14 protein-coding genes and 1 riboswitch are annotated in these 16,073 nt (G+C 62.2%); of the genes, 9 read left to right on the top strand and 5 right to left on the bottom strand.

Annotated features, from left to right (window positions below; all coding sequences use genetic code 11):
- Positions 1-31 precede the first annotated feature (31 nt).
- The 7 genes from ACXJ16_RS22205 (at position 32) to ACXJ16_RS22175 (ending at position 7,884) form a co-directional block, all read left to right on the top strand.
- Positions 32-1,210: an FAD-dependent oxidoreductase gene (locus ACXJ16_RS22205; protein ID WP_463922020.1), complete on the top strand. Its 1,179-nt coding sequence runs from the start codon at positions 32-34 to the stop codon at positions 1,208-1,210.
- 77 nt (positions 1,211-1,287) lie between these two features.
- Positions 1,288-1,644 (top strand): hypothetical protein, encoded by a 357-nt coding sequence (locus ACXJ16_RS22200; protein WP_463922019.1) that lies wholly within the window; start codon positions 1,288-1,290, stop codon positions 1,642-1,644.
- Complete coding sequence (locus tag ACXJ16_RS22195; protein ID WP_463922018.1) at positions 1,641-2,447, top strand: AraC family transcriptional regulator; 807 nt, start codon at positions 1,641-1,643, stop codon at positions 2,445-2,447. Before ACXJ16_RS22200 ends, ACXJ16_RS22195 begins: the two co-directional genes overlap by 4 nt.
- Before the next feature lie 326 nt (positions 2,448-2,773).
- A complete protein-coding gene (locus ACXJ16_RS22190) occupies positions 2,774-3,322 on the top strand; it encodes a sigma-70 family RNA polymerase sigma factor (protein ID WP_463922017.1) in 549 nt (182 codons plus the stop codon).
- 78 nt (positions 3,323-3,400) lie between these two features.
- Positions 3,401-4,357, top strand: coding sequence for a FecR family protein (locus ACXJ16_RS22185; RefSeq protein WP_463922015.1), 957 nt, complete (start codon positions 3,401-3,403; stop codon positions 4,355-4,357).
- Between the two features lie 93 nt (positions 4,358-4,450).
- Positions 4,451-6,988: a TonB-dependent siderophore receptor gene (locus tag ACXJ16_RS22180; RefSeq protein ID WP_463922014.1), complete on the top strand. Its 2,538-nt coding sequence runs from the start codon at positions 4,451-4,453 to the stop codon at positions 6,986-6,988.
- Between the two features lie 104 nt (positions 6,989-7,092).
- Positions 7,093-7,884, top strand: a complete 792-nt coding sequence (locus tag ACXJ16_RS22175) for an energy transducer TonB family protein (RefSeq protein WP_463922013.1) — start codon at positions 7,093-7,095, stop codon at positions 7,882-7,884.
- Positions 7,885-8,234: 350 nt separating this feature from the next.
- Here the strand turns inward: ACXJ16_RS22175 and ACXJ16_RS22170 are convergent, their stop codons facing one another.
- From ACXJ16_RS22170 to ACXJ16_RS22155, 4 genes are read right to left on the bottom strand one after another with little or no spacing between them, the layout of a single operon-like run.
- Entirely contained in the window at positions 8,235-9,074 is an 840-nt protein-coding gene (locus tag ACXJ16_RS22170; RefSeq protein WP_463922011.1) for a class I SAM-dependent methyltransferase, read from the bottom strand.
- 17 nt (positions 9,075-9,091) lie between these two features.
- Complete coding sequence (locus ACXJ16_RS22165; RefSeq protein ID WP_463922009.1) at positions 9,092-9,241, bottom strand: hypothetical protein; 150 nt, start codon at positions 9,239-9,241, stop codon at positions 9,092-9,094.
- On the bottom strand, positions 9,238-10,320 hold the full coding sequence (locus ACXJ16_RS22160) for a PepSY-associated TM helix domain-containing protein (protein ID WP_463922008.1): 1,083 nt from the start codon (positions 10,318-10,320) through the stop codon (positions 9,238-9,240). Before ACXJ16_RS22160 ends, ACXJ16_RS22165 begins: the two co-directional genes overlap by 4 nt.
- Positions 10,321-10,335: 15 nt before the next feature.
- Positions 10,336-12,339: a TonB-dependent receptor gene (locus tag ACXJ16_RS22155; protein WP_463922006.1), complete on the bottom strand. Its 2,004-nt coding sequence runs from the start codon at positions 12,337-12,339 to the stop codon at positions 10,336-10,338.
- A gap of 272 nt (positions 12,340-12,611) precedes the next feature.
- On the opposite strand from ACXJ16_RS22155, the gene ACXJ16_RS22150 reads away from it, so the two are divergent.
- Both ACXJ16_RS22150 and ACXJ16_RS22145 read left to right on the top strand, forming a co-directional pair.
- A complete protein-coding gene (locus tag ACXJ16_RS22150; RefSeq protein WP_463922005.1) occupies positions 12,612-13,532 on the top strand; it encodes a helix-turn-helix transcriptional regulator in 921 nt (306 codons plus the stop codon).
- 162 nt (positions 13,533-13,694) lie between these two features.
- A riboswitch (cobalamin riboswitch) is annotated at positions 13,695-13,936 on the top strand.
- 140 nt (positions 13,937-14,076) lie between these two features.
- Positions 14,077-14,676 carry a hypothetical protein gene (locus ACXJ16_RS22145; protein WP_463922004.1) on the top strand — a complete coding sequence of 200 codons (600 nt, stop codon included), beginning with the start codon at positions 14,077-14,079 and terminating at the stop codon, positions 14,674-14,676.
- Here the strand turns inward: ACXJ16_RS22145 and ACXJ16_RS22140 are convergent.
- Complete coding sequence (locus ACXJ16_RS22140; protein ID WP_463922002.1) at positions 14,661-16,061, bottom strand: short-chain fatty acyl-CoA regulator family protein; 1,401 nt, start codon at positions 16,059-16,061, stop codon at positions 14,661-14,663. The genes ACXJ16_RS22145 and ACXJ16_RS22140 overlap by 16 nt on opposite strands.
- Positions 16,062-16,073 lie beyond the last annotated feature (12 nt).

The following is a 16,073-nucleotide window of genomic DNA, read 5'->3' as shown; positions in this document are numbered from 1 at the left end:
ACTACATCGCAGATTTCAGGGAGCGCTCGTTATGGAGACGCAGAAGGTTATCATTGTCGGCGGCGGCATCGGCGGTCTTTGCCTCGCTCAAGCCTTGAAGCGGGCTGCAGTGCCGTTTCTCCTGTTCGAACAGGATGAAGCCCTTGCCACGCGCGATCCGGGCTATCGCCTCAGGATCGATGCGGCGGGGCAGGATGCACTGGCGCGGTGTCTGCCGGTGGATCTGCTTTACCTGTTGCACCGAACCGCCAGCCTTGCCGAACCCGGCCCCTGGATCATCGATTCCGGTTCCCGGCCGGTCAATCTGCCGGCTTCCGATAGCTGGGCGGTGGGCGCGAGCGCGGTGGCGGACATGTGCGTGCACCGGCGGACCATGCTTGAAATCCTTGCGACCGGGCTGGAAGACCACTTTCGCTTCGGCCACGCGCTGATCGAATACGAGGAGAGTGCCGAGGGTGTCAGCGCTCGTTTCGCCAATGGGCATGAGGAATGTGGTGCGTTGCTGGTCGGCGCGGACGGCATCGGTTCGGCCGTGCGTCGCCAGTTGCTCCCCGGCGTAGCCCCGGAGGATACTGGCCTTGCCTGCATTTACGGGCGGACCGCGGCGACGATCGCCAATTGCCGTGCGATCGGCCCGGAAATCTGCGCCGGCAGTTCCGCGGTCTTCGCCAGCGGTTTCACGGCGGTCATCGATCTCATGTTCTTTCGCGACCCGATGACCAGATTGGCAGCCCAGATCGCGCCGGAGTGTCGGATCACGGACGTGCCGGAGTATTTCTATTGGGCGCTCACCGGGGCGCGCGCGCGGCTGGGATTGGAAACTCTGCCGCGAACACCGCGCGAACTGGACGGGATCGTCCGGCAATTGGTTCGGGATTGGGATCCGGCGTTGCAGGCAGTGATCCTGAGGGGCGATCCAGCCGAATGGGCCGCTCACCCTATTCGTAGTCTATGGCCCGATCGAACCTGGCAATCGCACCGGGTAACGCTGCTGGGCGATGCAATCCACGCCATGCGCCCGGTAAACGGTTCGGGGATGGTAACAGCCCTGTGCGATGCGGCGGATCTGGCCGCCTGTCTGGCACGAGCGCAAAGGGGCGAGAGCCGCGCGGCCATGCTGGATGCCTATGCCGTCACGATGCGGGAGCGGGCGATCGACGTTGTGCGGGCTGCTTCTGCGGACAGCGGCCGTCTTGCATTGGCAGCTTGAAACCGTCGTTACAGCTCACAAGGATTTTTACTATGGTCATTCACGTTCTTGGCCGTTGGCCGCTGGTAGTTTCGACGATGAGCGGCACCCTCACGGACGGCGAATACCTCGATTTTCTGTCTACCTGGGGCACATGGCTTGATCGCGGCCAGCGTTTTGCCTCGCTGCGTCGTTTTACCGACGCCGCCTCTCTGCTGCATCCGCAAGGTAGCGCGAAAGAGGCCAAAGCGTGGTTGCAGGCCAATGCTGCGCGTATCCGATTGCAGGTGGTGGGCCTTGTCACTGTGGTTCCTTCCGAGTGTCTGGAAGCGGCCAGTCGCATGGATGCGCAAAAACTGTTTGGCGTGCCGGCCCTGACGTGCAGTGATCTGGGCCAAGGGCTGGACTGGGTTGCCACGTGTTTCGAACGGGCGGGACTGTCGCCGATCACATGACAGACATCGTCAAGCAATTGCCGGAACTTGCGGACAGGATCGATGGTCCGCCCGTCATCGCGTTCTGGGGCAGCGAACGGCCGGGAGACGGCAGTGCGATCCAGTTGCGCGAATTCGGGTGGCACGGCCATGCTCGCGGGCAGCTATTCAGCGTGGAGTCGGGGCTGGTCCGTATCAGGACAAACGATGGGTCATGGCTGCTGCCGCCCCGGCGCATCGGTTGGGTTCCTGCGGGCGCGTTGCACGAAGTCAGCATCAGCGGCGCACTCAGCGGCTGGGGCGCGATGATCTCTCCGGCTGCGAGCAGTGGATTGCCCGAGCGTGTTTGCGTCATGGCGGCCAACGATCTGCTGCGCAATCTGGTCCACAAGGCGATGGGATTTGCCGATGCGGAGGTGCTTTCGCCCGAGCAGGAGCGCCTGACCGTGGTCTTGCTGGACGAAATCCGGGCAGCACCGCTGGAACCTTTGCACCTGCCGATGCCGACCGACGCACGGCTGCTGCGGCTGACGATGCACCTTCTGGCACAACCCGGAGAGGAACGGCCTTTCGCGCAACTCGTGTCCGACTTTGGAATGTCCGAACGCACTGCGCGCCGATGCTTTCAGGCAGAAACCGGCATGACCTTCCAGCAATGGCGGCAGCAGGCACGCCTGACGCTTGCCTTCGAATTGCTGGCCCAGGGGCAGCAGGTTGGAGCGGTGTCTGACGCACTGGGCTATGCAACGCCAAGCAATTTCATTGCCATGTTCCGGCGCGCGTTTGGTTGCTCACCGACGCGCTATTTCGGAGTGGGCGGTTGACGACCTGGAGCATCGAGGCAGACGCTACGTTCAAACTCACCGGAGGTCGGATCGCTTGTTGAGAGCCGGGATGTGCTGAGGAACCTTTGAACCAAGGGCTGAAGTTCATCGTGGTATTGCGAGGCACGCTCGAATGCGAGGTTCCGGGCAGCGGGCCTCTGTCGTTCCAGGAGCCTCAGGTTTTCGCGGTTCTCGACCAATTCCGGCACAGCGCCTTGCAATCGTTCGGATTACATCCAGCACTGATGGTCAATAAATGTTGCAAATGATTCGCAATTGCTTATGCGCCGCATTCCTGCGTTGAGGCAAAGCGATGCAGAAGCTGATTGGCTGAAGGATGGTTTTTGCATTCCGATTCTCTGTGGGGCGAGATTTACGGCGCGCATCGCAGCGCACTGATCGCCTATGCGGAACGTATAGCCGGCAATCGGGCCGAAGCGGAGGATGTGGTTCAGGATGCGTGGCTGCAGTTGCGGCAGGCTCTTGACCGGGACAAGCTTCGTGACCCGGTCCCCTATCTCTATCGGATCGTCCGCAATCTTGCGATCGACGGTCGTCGTAAGGCGAACAGGCAGGCAAGGCACGTGTCCGACGAGGCGGCGGACTGCCTCGCTGACATTGCAGACGATGCGCCTTCGCCTGAAAAGGTCGTGACCGCGCAAGTCGAGTTGCGATGCGTCGAGCAGGCGCTTTCCTCGCTGCCCGAACGGCAGCGCATAGCCATCGAAATGTATCGACTTGGAGGCTTTAAGCTGCGCGAGATTGCGGAACGGTTGGAGATTTCGGTGTCGTTGGCCCATCTCCTGATCGCGAAGGGGCTCGCCGAATGCCATCGCCTATGTCGCCCTGACGGGCCGGTGGGAGAAGGGCAGTGAGGAACCGGTCATTGAAAAACCGGCCCGCCCAAACGTGTATCCGGTATGACGGCTCGAATCCGGCCAGGGAGAGTGTCCATGTCGGTTGAGGCAGAACGGATCAGCATGGAGGCATCGGACTGGCTCATTCGCCTGCGCGAGCGACCTGACGATCGTGAACTGGCCAGCGCGTTTGCGGCCTGGCGCGAGGCCGACGTCTCGCACGTCCGGGCATGGGAAGAGATGGAAGCGTTGTTCGAGATGATCGGCAGCGTGGAACCGCGCCATCCCGCATACCTCGTTCCCGGAGTGGGCGGCCCCGCTGGAGTGTCGCAAAACCGAAAAGTACGGCGCAAGTGGTCGTTCGCCGCGATGGCGGCTGCAGGCGCCTGTCTGACGATACTGGGCGGCCCCGAGATTCTCCTGCATCTGCGGGCAGACCATATGACCTCGGCGGGCAGCATGGCGAACGTTGCGCTGGACGACGGTAGCAGCGTCAGGCTCGGCCCGGACAGCGCTATCGCCGTCGCCTATACGTCAAACCACCGTGATATCCGTCTGCTCCGTGGACAGGCATGGTTCGAGGTACAACCCGATCCTTCGCGGCCGTTCCGCGTGGAGGCGGATGGTATTGCCGCCACCGCGCTCGGCACCGCGTTCGACGTGCGAATGATCGGCCACGACCGCAGCGTCGCGGTTGGCCATGGCCGCGTTCGTGTTGAAGGCAGTGCTTCAACGGTGCTGGGGGCGGGGGACTGGGTCAGTGCAGCGCCCGGCGAGACGCCCGACACCGGACATCAGGCAAGTGATCTAGCCGGTATCTGGCGTTCCGGTTCAGTCGTGATCCGCGGGCGCACGGTAGCCGAGGCGATCGACGAACTGCGTCCCTGGTACAAGGGCCGCATTGTCCTCGCCGACGATGCGATCGGGCGCAAGCGTGTCACCGGTATCATTGGCCTTTCGGACCCCGAGGACGCGTTGCGTGCGCTGATTCAGCCGTACGGGGGCAGTATCTTGCGCATAACCCCGTGGCTGATGATCGTGACCGGGACGTAGCTACGCGAATTCAGTCGCTGTTGGGGCCTCGGAAAAAATTTTCGTCCTCGTTTGAAAAAAGTGCTCCGCAAGGCGTGGAGGTAATATCGGCTGTTGCGACGCATTATCAAACTTTGTCCGCGCCGGATTATCGCTTTTGAAGGAGCAAGCATGACTGGGGGCAAGAAATTTCGCGGTATTGGTGGCGTGGAGGGCAGTGCCTTCGGGACGATTGGCATGAGAGCGCTCGCGATTTCGCTGGCCGCATCCACCCCGTTCGTATTGGCTTCGGCGCCCGCACAGGCGCAGACGGCAGGGCAGCGCAATTTCGACATCGCGGCCCAGCCGCTGACCGAGGCGATCATGCAGTTTGGACGGCAGTCCGGTTTACAGGTCACGGCGGATTCCACGCTTATCGACGGGCGTGGCAGTGCCGGTGTATCCGGTAAGCACTCTGCCGCCGAAGCGCTGAGTATTCTGCTGCGCGGAACCGGTCTCACCTTCCGCTTCACGAGCCGCACTACCGCCGTTCTGGAACTGGCTCCGCAGGCCGCTGGTGCCGCAGTCCAACTTGGACCGGTGAAAGTCGAGGGTGAAGCTGACGGCGCTGTCGTCGCGTCATCCGATCCCGGCGTGACAGAAGGCACCGGATCTTATGCTGCTCACACGGTCACGGTGGGAAAAAGCGCGCAGTCGCTTCGGGAGATTCCGCAGTCAGTCAGCGTCATCACACGAACGCGGATGGACGACCAGAACCTCACGACCGTCAGTGAGGCGCTCGACCAGGTAACCGGCGTACGCAGCTTTGGCTACGAACGCCAGGAGCAGTACATCATTCGCGGTTATGCGGCGAACGCACAGTACAATGGCGTGCCGCAGCAGGAGGGTTCGGACAAGGCCAGCTCCAACACCGATGACCTCGCGTTCTTCGACCGCATCGAAGTGCTACGTGGCCCATCGGGCCTGTTGACGGGCAGCGGCGAACCGGGCGGAACCGTCAACTACGTCCGAAAGCGGCCCACTGACGTGCTGGCGGTGTCGGGCCTGGCTTCGGTAGGATCGTGGGACCGTTATCGCGGCGAAGTCGACGTGAGCGGCCCGCTCACTGCTTCCGGCAACCTGCGCGCCCGCGTGGTCGGGGTATATCAGGACGAGGACAAGTTCTACGACGTAGGCTACAACCACGATCGTTCTGTCTACGGTGTAGTGGAATACGACTTTGCGCCCCGCACCACGCTTGGCGTGAGCGGCATCTATTCGCAGCGCACCTATATCAACTCGTTCGGCCTGCCGCTCTACGATGACGGCACTGTACCGGCACGGGGGTCGTTCACCGGTTCGGACGCACCTTCGCGCACGCGCTCGCGTGAGATGGTGGTCGACCTCAGCCATGATTTCGGAGGCGGCTGGACATTCAAGAGCGCCTATAGCCTCCGCCGGCTGAGCTATGGCGGCTATTCGGTATTTCCCTGGGAAGCCATCGACCGCGAGACCGGACTGGTCAGCGGCATGTCGGCCGGACGGGTCGAGCAGGAAACCAAGTGGCACAGCTTCGATGCGCACGTGACCGGGCCGGTGCACTTGCTGGGCATGACGCATGACCTGACTTTCGGTGTCAACCGTTCGCGCTACGACTTCATCGGCGGCACCAAGTTCGTAAACCCCGGCAGCTGGGACGTCCTGAACGATCATGACCTGTCGGCTGTGATCGATGACAACATCACCTACCGCTATGAGACGGTGACGGCGCAGACCGGCGTCTATGGATCGGCGCGCATTCGCCTCGCCGATCCGCTGACGGTGATCGTCGGCGGTCGCCTCACCAACTTCACGATCAAGGATCGCGATGTCTTCCCGGATGTGACCCCGTGGATCGACAACAGCGCGACCACGAAGCGGCGTTTCACACCCTATGCCGGGGCGGTGCTGGACGTGACAGACCAATTGACCGTCTACACTAGCTATACCGACACTTTCGTGCCGCAGACGGCGCAGGATGTGAGCAACAGGACTTTGGCGCCGCGTGTCGGATGGCAGCTGGAATCAGGCCTCAAGGGTAGTTTCTTCAACGATGCCCTCAATGCCTCGATCGCGGTATTTCGCATCAATGATTCCAACCGCGCGATCATTGACGAAGCCAATATCGGCTGCGGCGGCACGGCCGACGGCACCTGCTATCGGGCCGCGGGCAAAGTGCGCAGTCAAGGTGTGGAACTGGAAGTCAACGGCAGCCCATTGCCGGGTTGGGAGATCACGGCAGGCTATACGTATAACCAGCAAAAATACCTGAGCGACACCGATCCGGCCAATGTCGGCAAGCGCTTCCTCCCGGCCCAGAGTCCGGAGAACATGCTCAAGGCATGGAGCCAGTTCGATCTGGGCAAGGCCGGTGTGCAGGGGTGGGCCTCGGGCCTGCAGGTCGGCGGGGGGATCCAGTGGCAGAGCAACATGTACACCGATCTCGTTCGGCAAGGCGCCTACGCTATCGTGAATGCAAAGCTCGGCTATGAAATCTCCGAGAAGTGGGATGTTTCGCTGGTGGTGAACAACCTGCTCGACAAGACCTACCTGCGTATTCCGGGCTACGCGATCTTCTACAATATCTACGGGGAGCCGCGGAATTTCCGTCTGACGCTGCGCGGCAAACTGTGAATGAAGAGTACCCGGACAGTCGGTGTCCGGGCACTTCTGGATGTGCGGTCAGTGGTGGCGGACAATGTATGCATAACCAAACCTCAGGGCGGAGCGCAGCTCATATGAACATCGCAACGAGACAGTGCGATACGCGGTGGAGGGGGGGCGACGATGTCCACATCGCGGCGCCGTCAGGCAGCGCTGACGATGATCTGCCGCGTCCCTTGCCGCGTTATGGTGATCGGACGACGGATCTTCAGGCTCGGCTGTTCGGCATATTCTGTACCACGCTCATCGCGGCGATCATTGCCGCTTGTGGGCTGTTGTCCTGGCGGGTCTATACGGCATTGCAGACACCGGCACGCTTGGCCGTGTTCGATGTCGATGTGCCAGCCGCACCGCCTGAGCAAAAAAGCGACATCCCGCCCGGCCCTGAGCAAATTCAGCGCGAGAAGGCCCAGCCCGAGGTCGTGCAGTCAGAGGTCGCGGTGCCTGAAATCACCATACCAAGTACCTCGCAGAAAGTGGCCGAGACCGCCCCACCGGTGGTCGATCTCGGTCCACCCAAGGAGAAGACGACCGCGCCCGAAAATAAGCCCGTACCTCCAGCGCAGAAGGTCAGCGATGCACGGCCGACATGGGAGGGCATGGTTCTTGGCGCACTAAACAAGGTAAAACGCTACCCCCGCGAAGCGGCGTTCCGCCGTCAGCAGGGTGTACCTTGGATACGCTTCACGATAAGCCGTGAGGGCAAGGTTCAGTCAATTCGTCTCGAACGCTCGTCCGGCACTAGAACGCTCGACGATGAAGCCCTGAGCCTCCCCAAACGCGCCAGCCCATTGCCCAAGCCTCCCGAGGATGTGACGGGCGAGACGATTGAACTGGTAGTCCCGGTCGAGTTCTTCATGCGGTGATCCCGATTTTCAACGCGAGGCAGTCCGTCAAAAGTGGACAGAACTCGTTCCAAGCGGTTCGTTTTGCGAGAGGCCGGTTGTGGCAATCGTTCTGGCCAGAGAGTGGCTGTTGTGGCGACTGCCGCAGGCCGTAGGTCACTACCGCGCCACGCCTGGAATTGACGCTGTAGCGTTTTTGACCCGATAGTCCCGATTGTCCCAATGTTGGCCGTTCACCGGCGCCAACGGCTCGGTGAACAATAGGCGGCTTTCTGGATGATCGAATGAAGCGTCGAAGGTCGGTTTTGTCGGCGCACCTTCCCAGGAGAACCGGGTTATTGCGAGACCTGCATTCCGACCATATTAACCGTCTACCCGATGAACAACGCGCAGCTGTAGATCGGGCGTCCACGCGTCAGCAATCGGTACGCAGAAGCAACTAGCAGGGCTGCCGGACCGCATCGCCGGGCAATGTCATAAGTTTCTCGCAGATGCAGTTCAGGGCACATTACAGTCAGGTCCTGTGGTCGCTTCACGCCCCACCAAAATCTCGCCCCGGTTTTCGACACGCTGGGATGTCGGTGCGATTGGCGCACCATCAATGGCGAGGCCAGATCCAGCGCGAGCGTTAGCGAGGATCCGCGAGCCATTGCCTCGGCGGTCAACCCACGCAGCCATGCTTCAGCGTCGTTAGGCTGGAGATACATGGAGACGCCTTCTGCGATCACCATGACCGGACGGCCTGCGCGCCAGCGCGTACTCTCCGCCCATTCGGAAACCTGAGTGCCGTTCGCTGCCAGCATGGTGACATTCGGCAATGCCGGCACATAGGCATCGCGCAGCGCAATCACTTCCGGAAAATCGATATCCACCCAGTCCGCGCTTGCAGGAGGGAGTAGACGGTTGGCGCGCGTGTCGAGGCCGGAGCCGATCGAGATAACCAGCCCCTCGGGATGCTCTTTCAGAAAGCGAGTGACCACGCCGTCGAACCACTGACCGCGAGCAACGCAGCCGCGCATGCTGGCCCTGTCGCCGGAAAAACGTTTCGGATCGAAGCCGATCGCGTCGCCGACATGCTCTGCTGCGGCATCGGCGAAGTGCAAGTCGGGGTTCTGGCGGTTGGCCATCAACCGCGCGGCCAGCGTGATAAGCAGGGTTTCCGGCACTCCGGCAAGCGTAGAGGTCGGATTTGCCGCTCCAGCATCTGTCATCGTCGCGTCTCCTTTACTCATCGAAGTTTCCAGCCCAGCAGCAGAATGGGGATGAGCACCGCGCCATGGCCGAACACTTCCATCGGACCATCGCTCACCAGCGCGAGAACGAGACCGCTCACTGTGAGGCCTGCGCAGGCCAGCGGGATCGCGAAAATCCGCATCATGATCGGCGCACCTGCTTGCGCCACCAGAGGCGCAGCCCTGTCCAGAGCACGGCGATCGCCAGCAGATCGAGCAGTGCCCAGATCAGCTTGAGCGCCAGCCCCCCGTAGTCCCCGAAGTGCAGCGGCTGGGCGAGCAGGAGCACTTCGATATACCACGGCGTGGTCGGAGCCGAACCTCGCTGGCCCGTCCGGGCATCGACGAGCGCTGCTTTCATGAGACGGCTGTCGATCGCGCTGCGTCCGCGCAAATAGACGGCGTAGTGGCTCGCATCCGCCATCAGCGAGCCTGGATAGGCGATGATTGCCGGTTCGCTGTTGGAAATCGCAGCCATGGCCTGGGCAAGTGCATGCTGCGGCGAGACGAGGGGCTTCGGCACAGTTTGCCCTGCAGCCATCGGTGACATGGCGGAGGATCGCCAGATCTGGAAGATGTAGCCGCCCCAGGCATTGACCCAACCGGTGCCTCCCACCACCAGCAGCCAGGCGGTCAGGACCACGCCGATCAGGTTGTGCCGATCAAGCAGACGGGTTCGCGCGTCCTTCTCGCGCCGCACCGTTCCAAACGCCAGGCGACGCATGAACGGTGCGTAGAGGACGACTCCGGATACAACCGACAGCAGAAACGCCAGCGCAACGAGCCCCAGTACAGGCGGACCGAGCGGTCCCAAGAGTAGCTGGCCGTGCAGCTTCAGCACCCAGTCCATCACACCGCCGCCGGCACTCTCATCAATCGGCAGGCCGGAAGCTTTGTCGATCACGACGTTGACGTTGGTCGAGGGATAGGCCGTGGCGCTGGTCCCCATCGACAGGGTCAGCCGATCGGGTGTTTCCGGCTCCCAGACGACGAACTGCACGACCCTTTTGGGATGCACTTGGCGCCCGGCCGCGACCAGTTCGTCAAGCGGGCGGGGCTCGGCAAGTTGTGCGGTGCTCGTGGGCTCCAGCCAGCGATCGATCTCATCATGAAAGATCAGCGGCAACCCTGTCGCGCAAAGCATCAGGAGGAAACCCGCGCAGGCGAGCGAAGACCAACGATGCAGGCCCGACCATCGTCGCAAGGCTGCCGGTGACATGTTCATGGACGTGGGCGACCGTCAGTAGTTCAGGCTGAGGCGTACGCCCAGTTCGCGGCCCCGTCCAAGCTGATAGGCATTGCCGATCCCCTGCCCGGCGTTGAAAGCATAAACGGCATAGCGCTTGTCCGTGAGGTTATCGCCATAGAGATCGACCGCGACGCCCATGCCGGTCTGCCAGCGCAGCCCAGCATCGATCAGGGAATAGCGCGGCTGCGCGATACTGTTGGCCTCATCGAACCATGTCTTGCCGATTACGCTGACGCCGCCGTGCGGACTTACGGTTCCTGCATGGCCGGGCAGGCGGATATCGTACTGCACATTGGCATTGACCATGCCGGAAGGGCTGTAAGGCATTGTGTTGCCGCTCAGATCGACGCCAGGGTTCAGCGCATTGTCGTAACGGCTGAACCAGCTGTCGTTGAGCGCCGCGGAAAGCGTCAGGCGGAGGCCGTCCAGCGGTTCTGCGCGGGCGTTAAGGTTGATGCCCTTGCTTTTCACTTTGCCGACATTCTGCAAGTACATTCCATCGGCAGGGCCGACCGAGAGCTGGAAGTCGGTGCTGAGGATGTAATACGCCGCCAGGCTTGCCTCGTAGCGACCACCATGGCTGCGAAGGCGGCCACCCAGCTCGTAGTTGTAGCTGTGCTGTGGGGCGTAGCTGTAGGCAATGGTCGCCGGCGTTACCGCGCGAGTGAAGCCACCGGCCTTGAATCCCGTCGAGAAGACGCCGTAGAGCCGCAGCGCATCGCTGGCCTGATAGCCGATGGACAGCTTGGGCAGAACGCTGGTCTTGCCGGTCTGGTTGTCCAGCGCGATGCTGCCGTAATAGGTGTCGGCGTCGGTTTCCTCGCGGCTCAGGCGCAGCCCCGGTGTGATATCGAGCCGGTCGGTCACGTGCCAGGTCACTTCGCCGAAAGCGGCATAAGTGCGGACCTTCTGGTGCGATCCCAGATCGTAGGCGGGCACGACGCGGCGGAAACGCAAGTCCTCGAAATAGAGGCCCGCGACATAATCCACCGGCCCACCGCCCTTGGACGAGAGGCGCAGTTCCTGACTGAACGTGCGCTGCGTTTCCGGGGTGTAGCTGCCGAAGACGGTGCGATCGAGGTCGCGATCCTGATAGCCGGTCAATGCCGTCAGCGTGGCAAAGCCGAGATCGAAGGCCGCCGTCAGGCCGTAGCTGTCGGTACGGAGCCGGTAATGCGAGGGCATTTCCAGTGCACGGCGCTGATCGAACAGCGGCTCCAGTACGAAGTATTCCTCATCCGATCGCACCGTGCTGCGCTGCCAGGAGAACATCAGGTCCACCTTGCCGCCGGTGGGCGCGTAGCGCAGGCGAACCCGGCCGGTTTCCGTCCTGGATCCGCCAAGCTGATCGCCGCTGGTCATGCCGCGAAGTTCGCCTTCCTCGCGGCGGTTTGCGTAGAGCATATCGGCATAGAGCGCGTCCTTCACGATCGGGGCGCTCACGCGGGCTTGCTCCGTCTCGCCAAGCTTGGTCAATGCGGCCACGGCCTGCACATGGAGATCGTTGTCGGGCTTTTGCGTCACGACGTTGATCACGCCGCCCACGGCGCCGCGTCCGTATAGCGTGCCCTGCGGGCCATAGAGCACTTCTACGCGATCGAGGCCCACCGGCAGCAACTGGAAGAACAGCGCCTGATCCTGCGGCAACCCGTCGACGTAAAGCTGGGTCGAGGGATTGTAGAAGTCCACCGAGGACTGCCCACGGATCGTGACGTTGGCGAATGTACGGCTCGAGCGGGCGCGGATGGAAAGGTCCGCGAAGAGGCGATCGAGTTGCTCCACGCCCTGGAACCCGCGTGGATCGAGCGCCGCCGGAGTTGCGATTGCGACCTGGCCATCGACACTTGCGAGTGACTGCGGCCGCTTGCCAGCCGTTACGACGATCTGGTCATTTCCTTTCTCATCGCCAGACTCTTCCTGCGCCTGTGCGCTTACGCTCCACAGAGCGGCTCCGGCCAGAAGGGCCGACGAAATCGATGTATGCCGTGTGTTCAAGTTGGACCCCGATCAAAAAGCTGGCGATCGAGAGGCCGGTGGGAATTCCCTCCGAACGGTCGGTCTCGCCCCCCGCTGCTTGCTTGGCCCTAACTGCAGTGACGTATCGCTCGCGCCCGCGATCGGAACGTAAACCAACGCAATCGGAACTTTATTGACTGTGATTATCAATAGCGTTCAATGAGCGCATGCCACATCCCATCAAGCCCCGCCTCAGTTTGTCTGAACGCCCTCTGGCGCAAGCGGGATCTCAGTTGCCCTGTGCGGTTGGTATGGCGCCGGAGGCTCATTTCGATGGGACGAGAGCGCCGGCAGGGCGAGGCGTACGCCTCAGCATTCGCCCGGGCTTCGACCTTTCCGTATTCGAACTCGATGCGCGCGGCGCTTCGCCGGTCTCGGCAACGACGCAGCCATGCCTTGCAATCGTCGTGCTGCTGTCCGGTGAGGGGGAAGGGCAGGTGGACCGGCAGGGAACCCGGCTTCCGGCGGCCCCTTATCTGGCCGGAAACTTCTACGTGTCCTTTGCCCGCGATACCGTGACGGGCATCGCCACGGCTAAAGGATCGGCGCCATTTCGGGTCGTGGAGCTGCGCTTGTCTATCGAGTTCCTGGAGCGCATCGGTGCGCTTGCGACATTCGACAGCGTCGATCATCGACATCCGTTGCACCACGCCTCTTGTCCAGGTTTCTGGTTGGGCAAAGGCGCCGCACCTTCCGAACTGCTCGGCGATGCGCAGTCGCTGTTCGAACTTGCCTTTGCTGCACCAGCTGCGGATTTGCGCATGGAAGCGCTTGCGCTTTCCCTGTTTGAAGTGACCAGCGCAATCATCCGGGATCCATCCTTAGCGGTGCCACGCGATGTTCCGTCATTGACTGACACCCGGCTCGATGCGGCGCGCCAGGCCATGTTGGAGGATCTCGCCCATCCATGGTCGATCGCGGAGTTAGCCCGTACCTTTGCCCTCAACACGCGTAGGCTGAAGGAAGGATACCGCGCGCGTTTCGGGCTGCCGGTGAACGGCGATCTTCAGCGCATGCGGATCGAAGCCGGGCTTGAGCTGCTCCAGCAGGGCAAGCCCGTGATGGAGGCCTCCTTGCAGGTCGGATATTCAAATCCCAGCCACTTCGCACGCCTGTTTCGTCGCCATTATGGTATGTCGCCCAAGGCTTGGCGTGAAATCGATCACCGCTGAAGGTTGGACGTCGTTCATTTCGGTAGGCCCAAGGCCTCCTTCGGCACAACTTGCGGCTTCGATTTAGCCGGCAACTTAGGCAAATGCCCCTTTCCCTGCCGATGTCCCTTGCGGAGCCACAAATGGCGAGTTAGCAAAAGTCGCTCCTTCGCCCCGATGGGCGGTTGGGCAAATCGCGCCGGTGCCTCGATCGAGGCTTAATAGGGAACACGGTGAGGGCATTTCGCGCTCTAGTCCGAGGCTGTCCCTGCAACTGTAAGCGGCGAGCGCGATGTTCATCGCGGCATGGCAAGGACCGCGCCGCAGCCACTGGGCCGGACGCTAACTCCTGCGAGGCCTGGGAAGGCCGTTCATCGATGCATTGACCCGCGAGCCAGGAGACCTGCCGGCGTCTGGTCGCACTTGTCTGGTCCAGGGGATGGCCGGGCACGGACTTCTCGTCTGAGCGGCACTACTGGGCATGGCACTTCGTTTGCGTGGAGTGGCAGGTCGTGTCGGGACGCTCTGCACGGGCACCCGGCGGATTGGCGTGCAAGAGGTGACGATGAACGGGGCTTTGGCCAGTTTGAATGATCGCGAGCCAGGCGGCTCGGAATTGAAAAAGTTGCTGCAGCGGATCGAGCAGGACCCTGCAGCCTGTGCGATGCGACACGCGATAGGTCGGCATATCGGCGAGGTCGGCCTCGAGCTCGATTTTGGTGGTCCGTTCAACAAAATGCTAGGGCTCAGCTTGCGCAAAGCCGAGGCACGCCGAGCGGTTTTGGCCATATCCAACCGGTGCGGCAGGTCGAGCTGGATCGATGGGACCGATCGACTGCGCTTTCGAGAAGTCGATGCCATGAGGCTGGACTATGGCTGGAGCCGTATCGTCCTTGAGTTGACGACCATTGCGCGGCGTCCTTTGACGCCTCGGTTGCTGATGGATGTATTGCCCATCTCCAGCAGCGAGCGGCTACGCTGGACGAAAGACGGCCGCCTCACCCAATCAGGCAATGTCCTGATCAAGCGAGGTCAGCTTGTCTCCGTCCCGACCTACGATGTCGCATTCGTCGAGGCGCTGCTGGCCGCGCCGAGCCGCATCAGCGTCTGGCGCAATTCCGATTTGCAGGAGTTGGAGCCGATACGTCCTCACTCTGCCGAGTAAGGAACCAGAGTCCTGCGGTTCTCGTCCACCGCGATGGGCTTGCCGATCGGAGGGAAAGCCCGCTGCGGGCACGCCGGCCGTTCGCAGACCTTACAGCCGGCTCCGATCCGGGTTGCGGCCGCTGGATCGGAGAGATCGAGGCCGCGCGCGTAGATCAGACGGGAGGCATGGCGGATATCGCAGCCAAGCCCGACGGCGAAAGTCTTGCCGGGAACACCATAGCCGGCATTGCCCGAACCCACCGTGCGGGCGATCCACAGGTATGTCCGCCCGTCCGGCATCTGGGCGATCTGCGTCAGAACCCGGCCGGGCTGCGTGAACGCTTCGTAGACGTTCCAAAGCGGGCACGAACCGCCCACGCGGGAGAAGTGAAAGTCGGTCGCCGACTGCCGCTTGGAAATGTTGCCGGCGCGATCGACGCGCACGAAAAAGAACGGAACGCCCCGTGCATCCGCTCGCTGCAGGGTCGAAAGGCGGTGGCAGATCGTCTCGAAGCCCACGCCAAATCTCCGGCCCAGACGTTCGATGTCGTAGGCTTCTTCTTCCGCCGCTGCGAGAAACGCGCCGTACGGCAGGATGAGGGCGCCCGCGAAGTAGTTGGCGAGCCCGATCCGCGCGAGCCGCCTGGCTTCCTCGCCGGCCAGGATTGCATCGTCGGCAAGGCGGTCGATTTCGTCCTTCAGTTCCAGAAAGGCGAGTTGGGTGGCCATCTGGAAGGCCTGTTGACCCTGCTTGAGATGAGCGGAGAGATGGAGTGTGCGATGCGTATGATCGTAGCGGCGCTGGGCGCTTTCGGTCTCGCTCCAGACGATCTGGATGCCGTGCTGCCCGCGCAAACGTTCGATAAGGCCGGCATAGACCGAGCGCGGGCTTAGGCCCGCTTCACGGTAGATGCGTTCGGCTGCCTCATCCAGCAATTCGACGTGGTTGTGGCGGGCATAGAAGAAGTCGCGCACCTGCTCGAACGGCATGCGCGCAGGGCCCGGTGTGATCCAGTCATCGCCTAGCTGTGCGGCCATGGCTTCGCTGCGTTCGCTCATCTCGCGCTGGCGGCGGTGGAGCGCGACCAGGGTCCGCCCCACGGCAGGCATATTGGCGGCCAGTTCCTTGATCTCGGCAAGCGAGATCGGCTCCGCACTGTCCGTCAACGCTTCGCGAAGGTCCGTGACGAGGCGGGCTTCCTCGTCCTCCGAGAAGAGCTGGACATCGATCCCGAAAACCGAGTTCAGCTTCAGCAGGACCGGTACGGTGAGGGGCCGCTGGTTCTGTTCGAGCTGGTTGAGGTAGCTCGGCGAGATATCGAGCGCGGAGGCAAGCTCCACCTGCTTGAGCTTGCGCTCTTCGCGAAGGCGCCGCAGCCGCACGCCCATGAACATCTTCCGCATCAGCTCTTGCCC

The organism is Novosphingobium sp. TK71 (assembly GCF_055361505.1).
The sequence above is the reverse complement of the archived record's forward strand: the minus strand, read 5'-3'. Positions and strand labels throughout refer to the sequence as shown.

What these genes read in the sequence shown, in the direction of transcription:
- ACXJ16_RS22185 (WP_463922015.1), top strand. Translation starts at nt 3,401, where the DNA reads ATGTCGGTTGAGGCAGAACGGATCAGCATGGAGGCATCGGACTGGCTC.
- ACXJ16_RS22170 (WP_463922011.1), bottom strand. Translation starts at nt 9,074, where the DNA reads ATGACAGATGCTGGAGCGGCAAATCCGACCTCTACGCTTGCCGGAGTG.
- ACXJ16_RS22150 (WP_463922005.1), top strand. Translation starts at nt 12,612, where the DNA reads ATGGCGCCGGAGGCTCATTTCGATGGGACGAGAGCGCCGGCAGGGCGA.
- ACXJ16_RS22200 (WP_463922019.1), top strand. Translation starts at nt 1,288, where the DNA reads ATGAGCGGCACCCTCACGGACGGCGAATACCTCGATTTTCTGTCTACC.
- ACXJ16_RS22195 (WP_463922018.1), top strand. Translation starts at nt 1,641, where the DNA reads ATGACAGACATCGTCAAGCAATTGCCGGAACTTGCGGACAGGATCGAT.
- ACXJ16_RS22165 (WP_463922009.1), bottom strand. Translation starts at nt 9,241, where the DNA reads ATGATGCGGATTTTCGCGATCCCGCTGGCCTGCGCAGGCCTCACAGTG.
- ACXJ16_RS22160 (WP_463922008.1), bottom strand. Translation starts at nt 10,320, where the DNA reads ATGAACATGTCACCGGCAGCCTTGCGACGATGGTCGGGCCTGCATCGT.
- ACXJ16_RS22175 (WP_463922013.1), top strand. Translation starts at nt 7,093, where the DNA reads ATGAACATCGCAACGAGACAGTGCGATACGCGGTGGAGGGGGGGCGAC.
- ACXJ16_RS22140 (WP_463922002.1), bottom strand. Translation starts at nt 16,061, where the DNA reads ATGCGGAAGATGTTCATGGGCGTGCGGCTGCGGCGCCTTCGCGAAGAG.
- ACXJ16_RS22145 (WP_463922004.1), top strand. Translation starts at nt 14,077, where the DNA reads ATGAACGGGGCTTTGGCCAGTTTGAATGATCGCGAGCCAGGCGGCTCG.
- ACXJ16_RS22205 (WP_463922020.1), top strand. Translation starts at nt 32, where the DNA reads ATGGAGACGCAGAAGGTTATCATTGTCGGCGGCGGCATCGGCGGTCTT.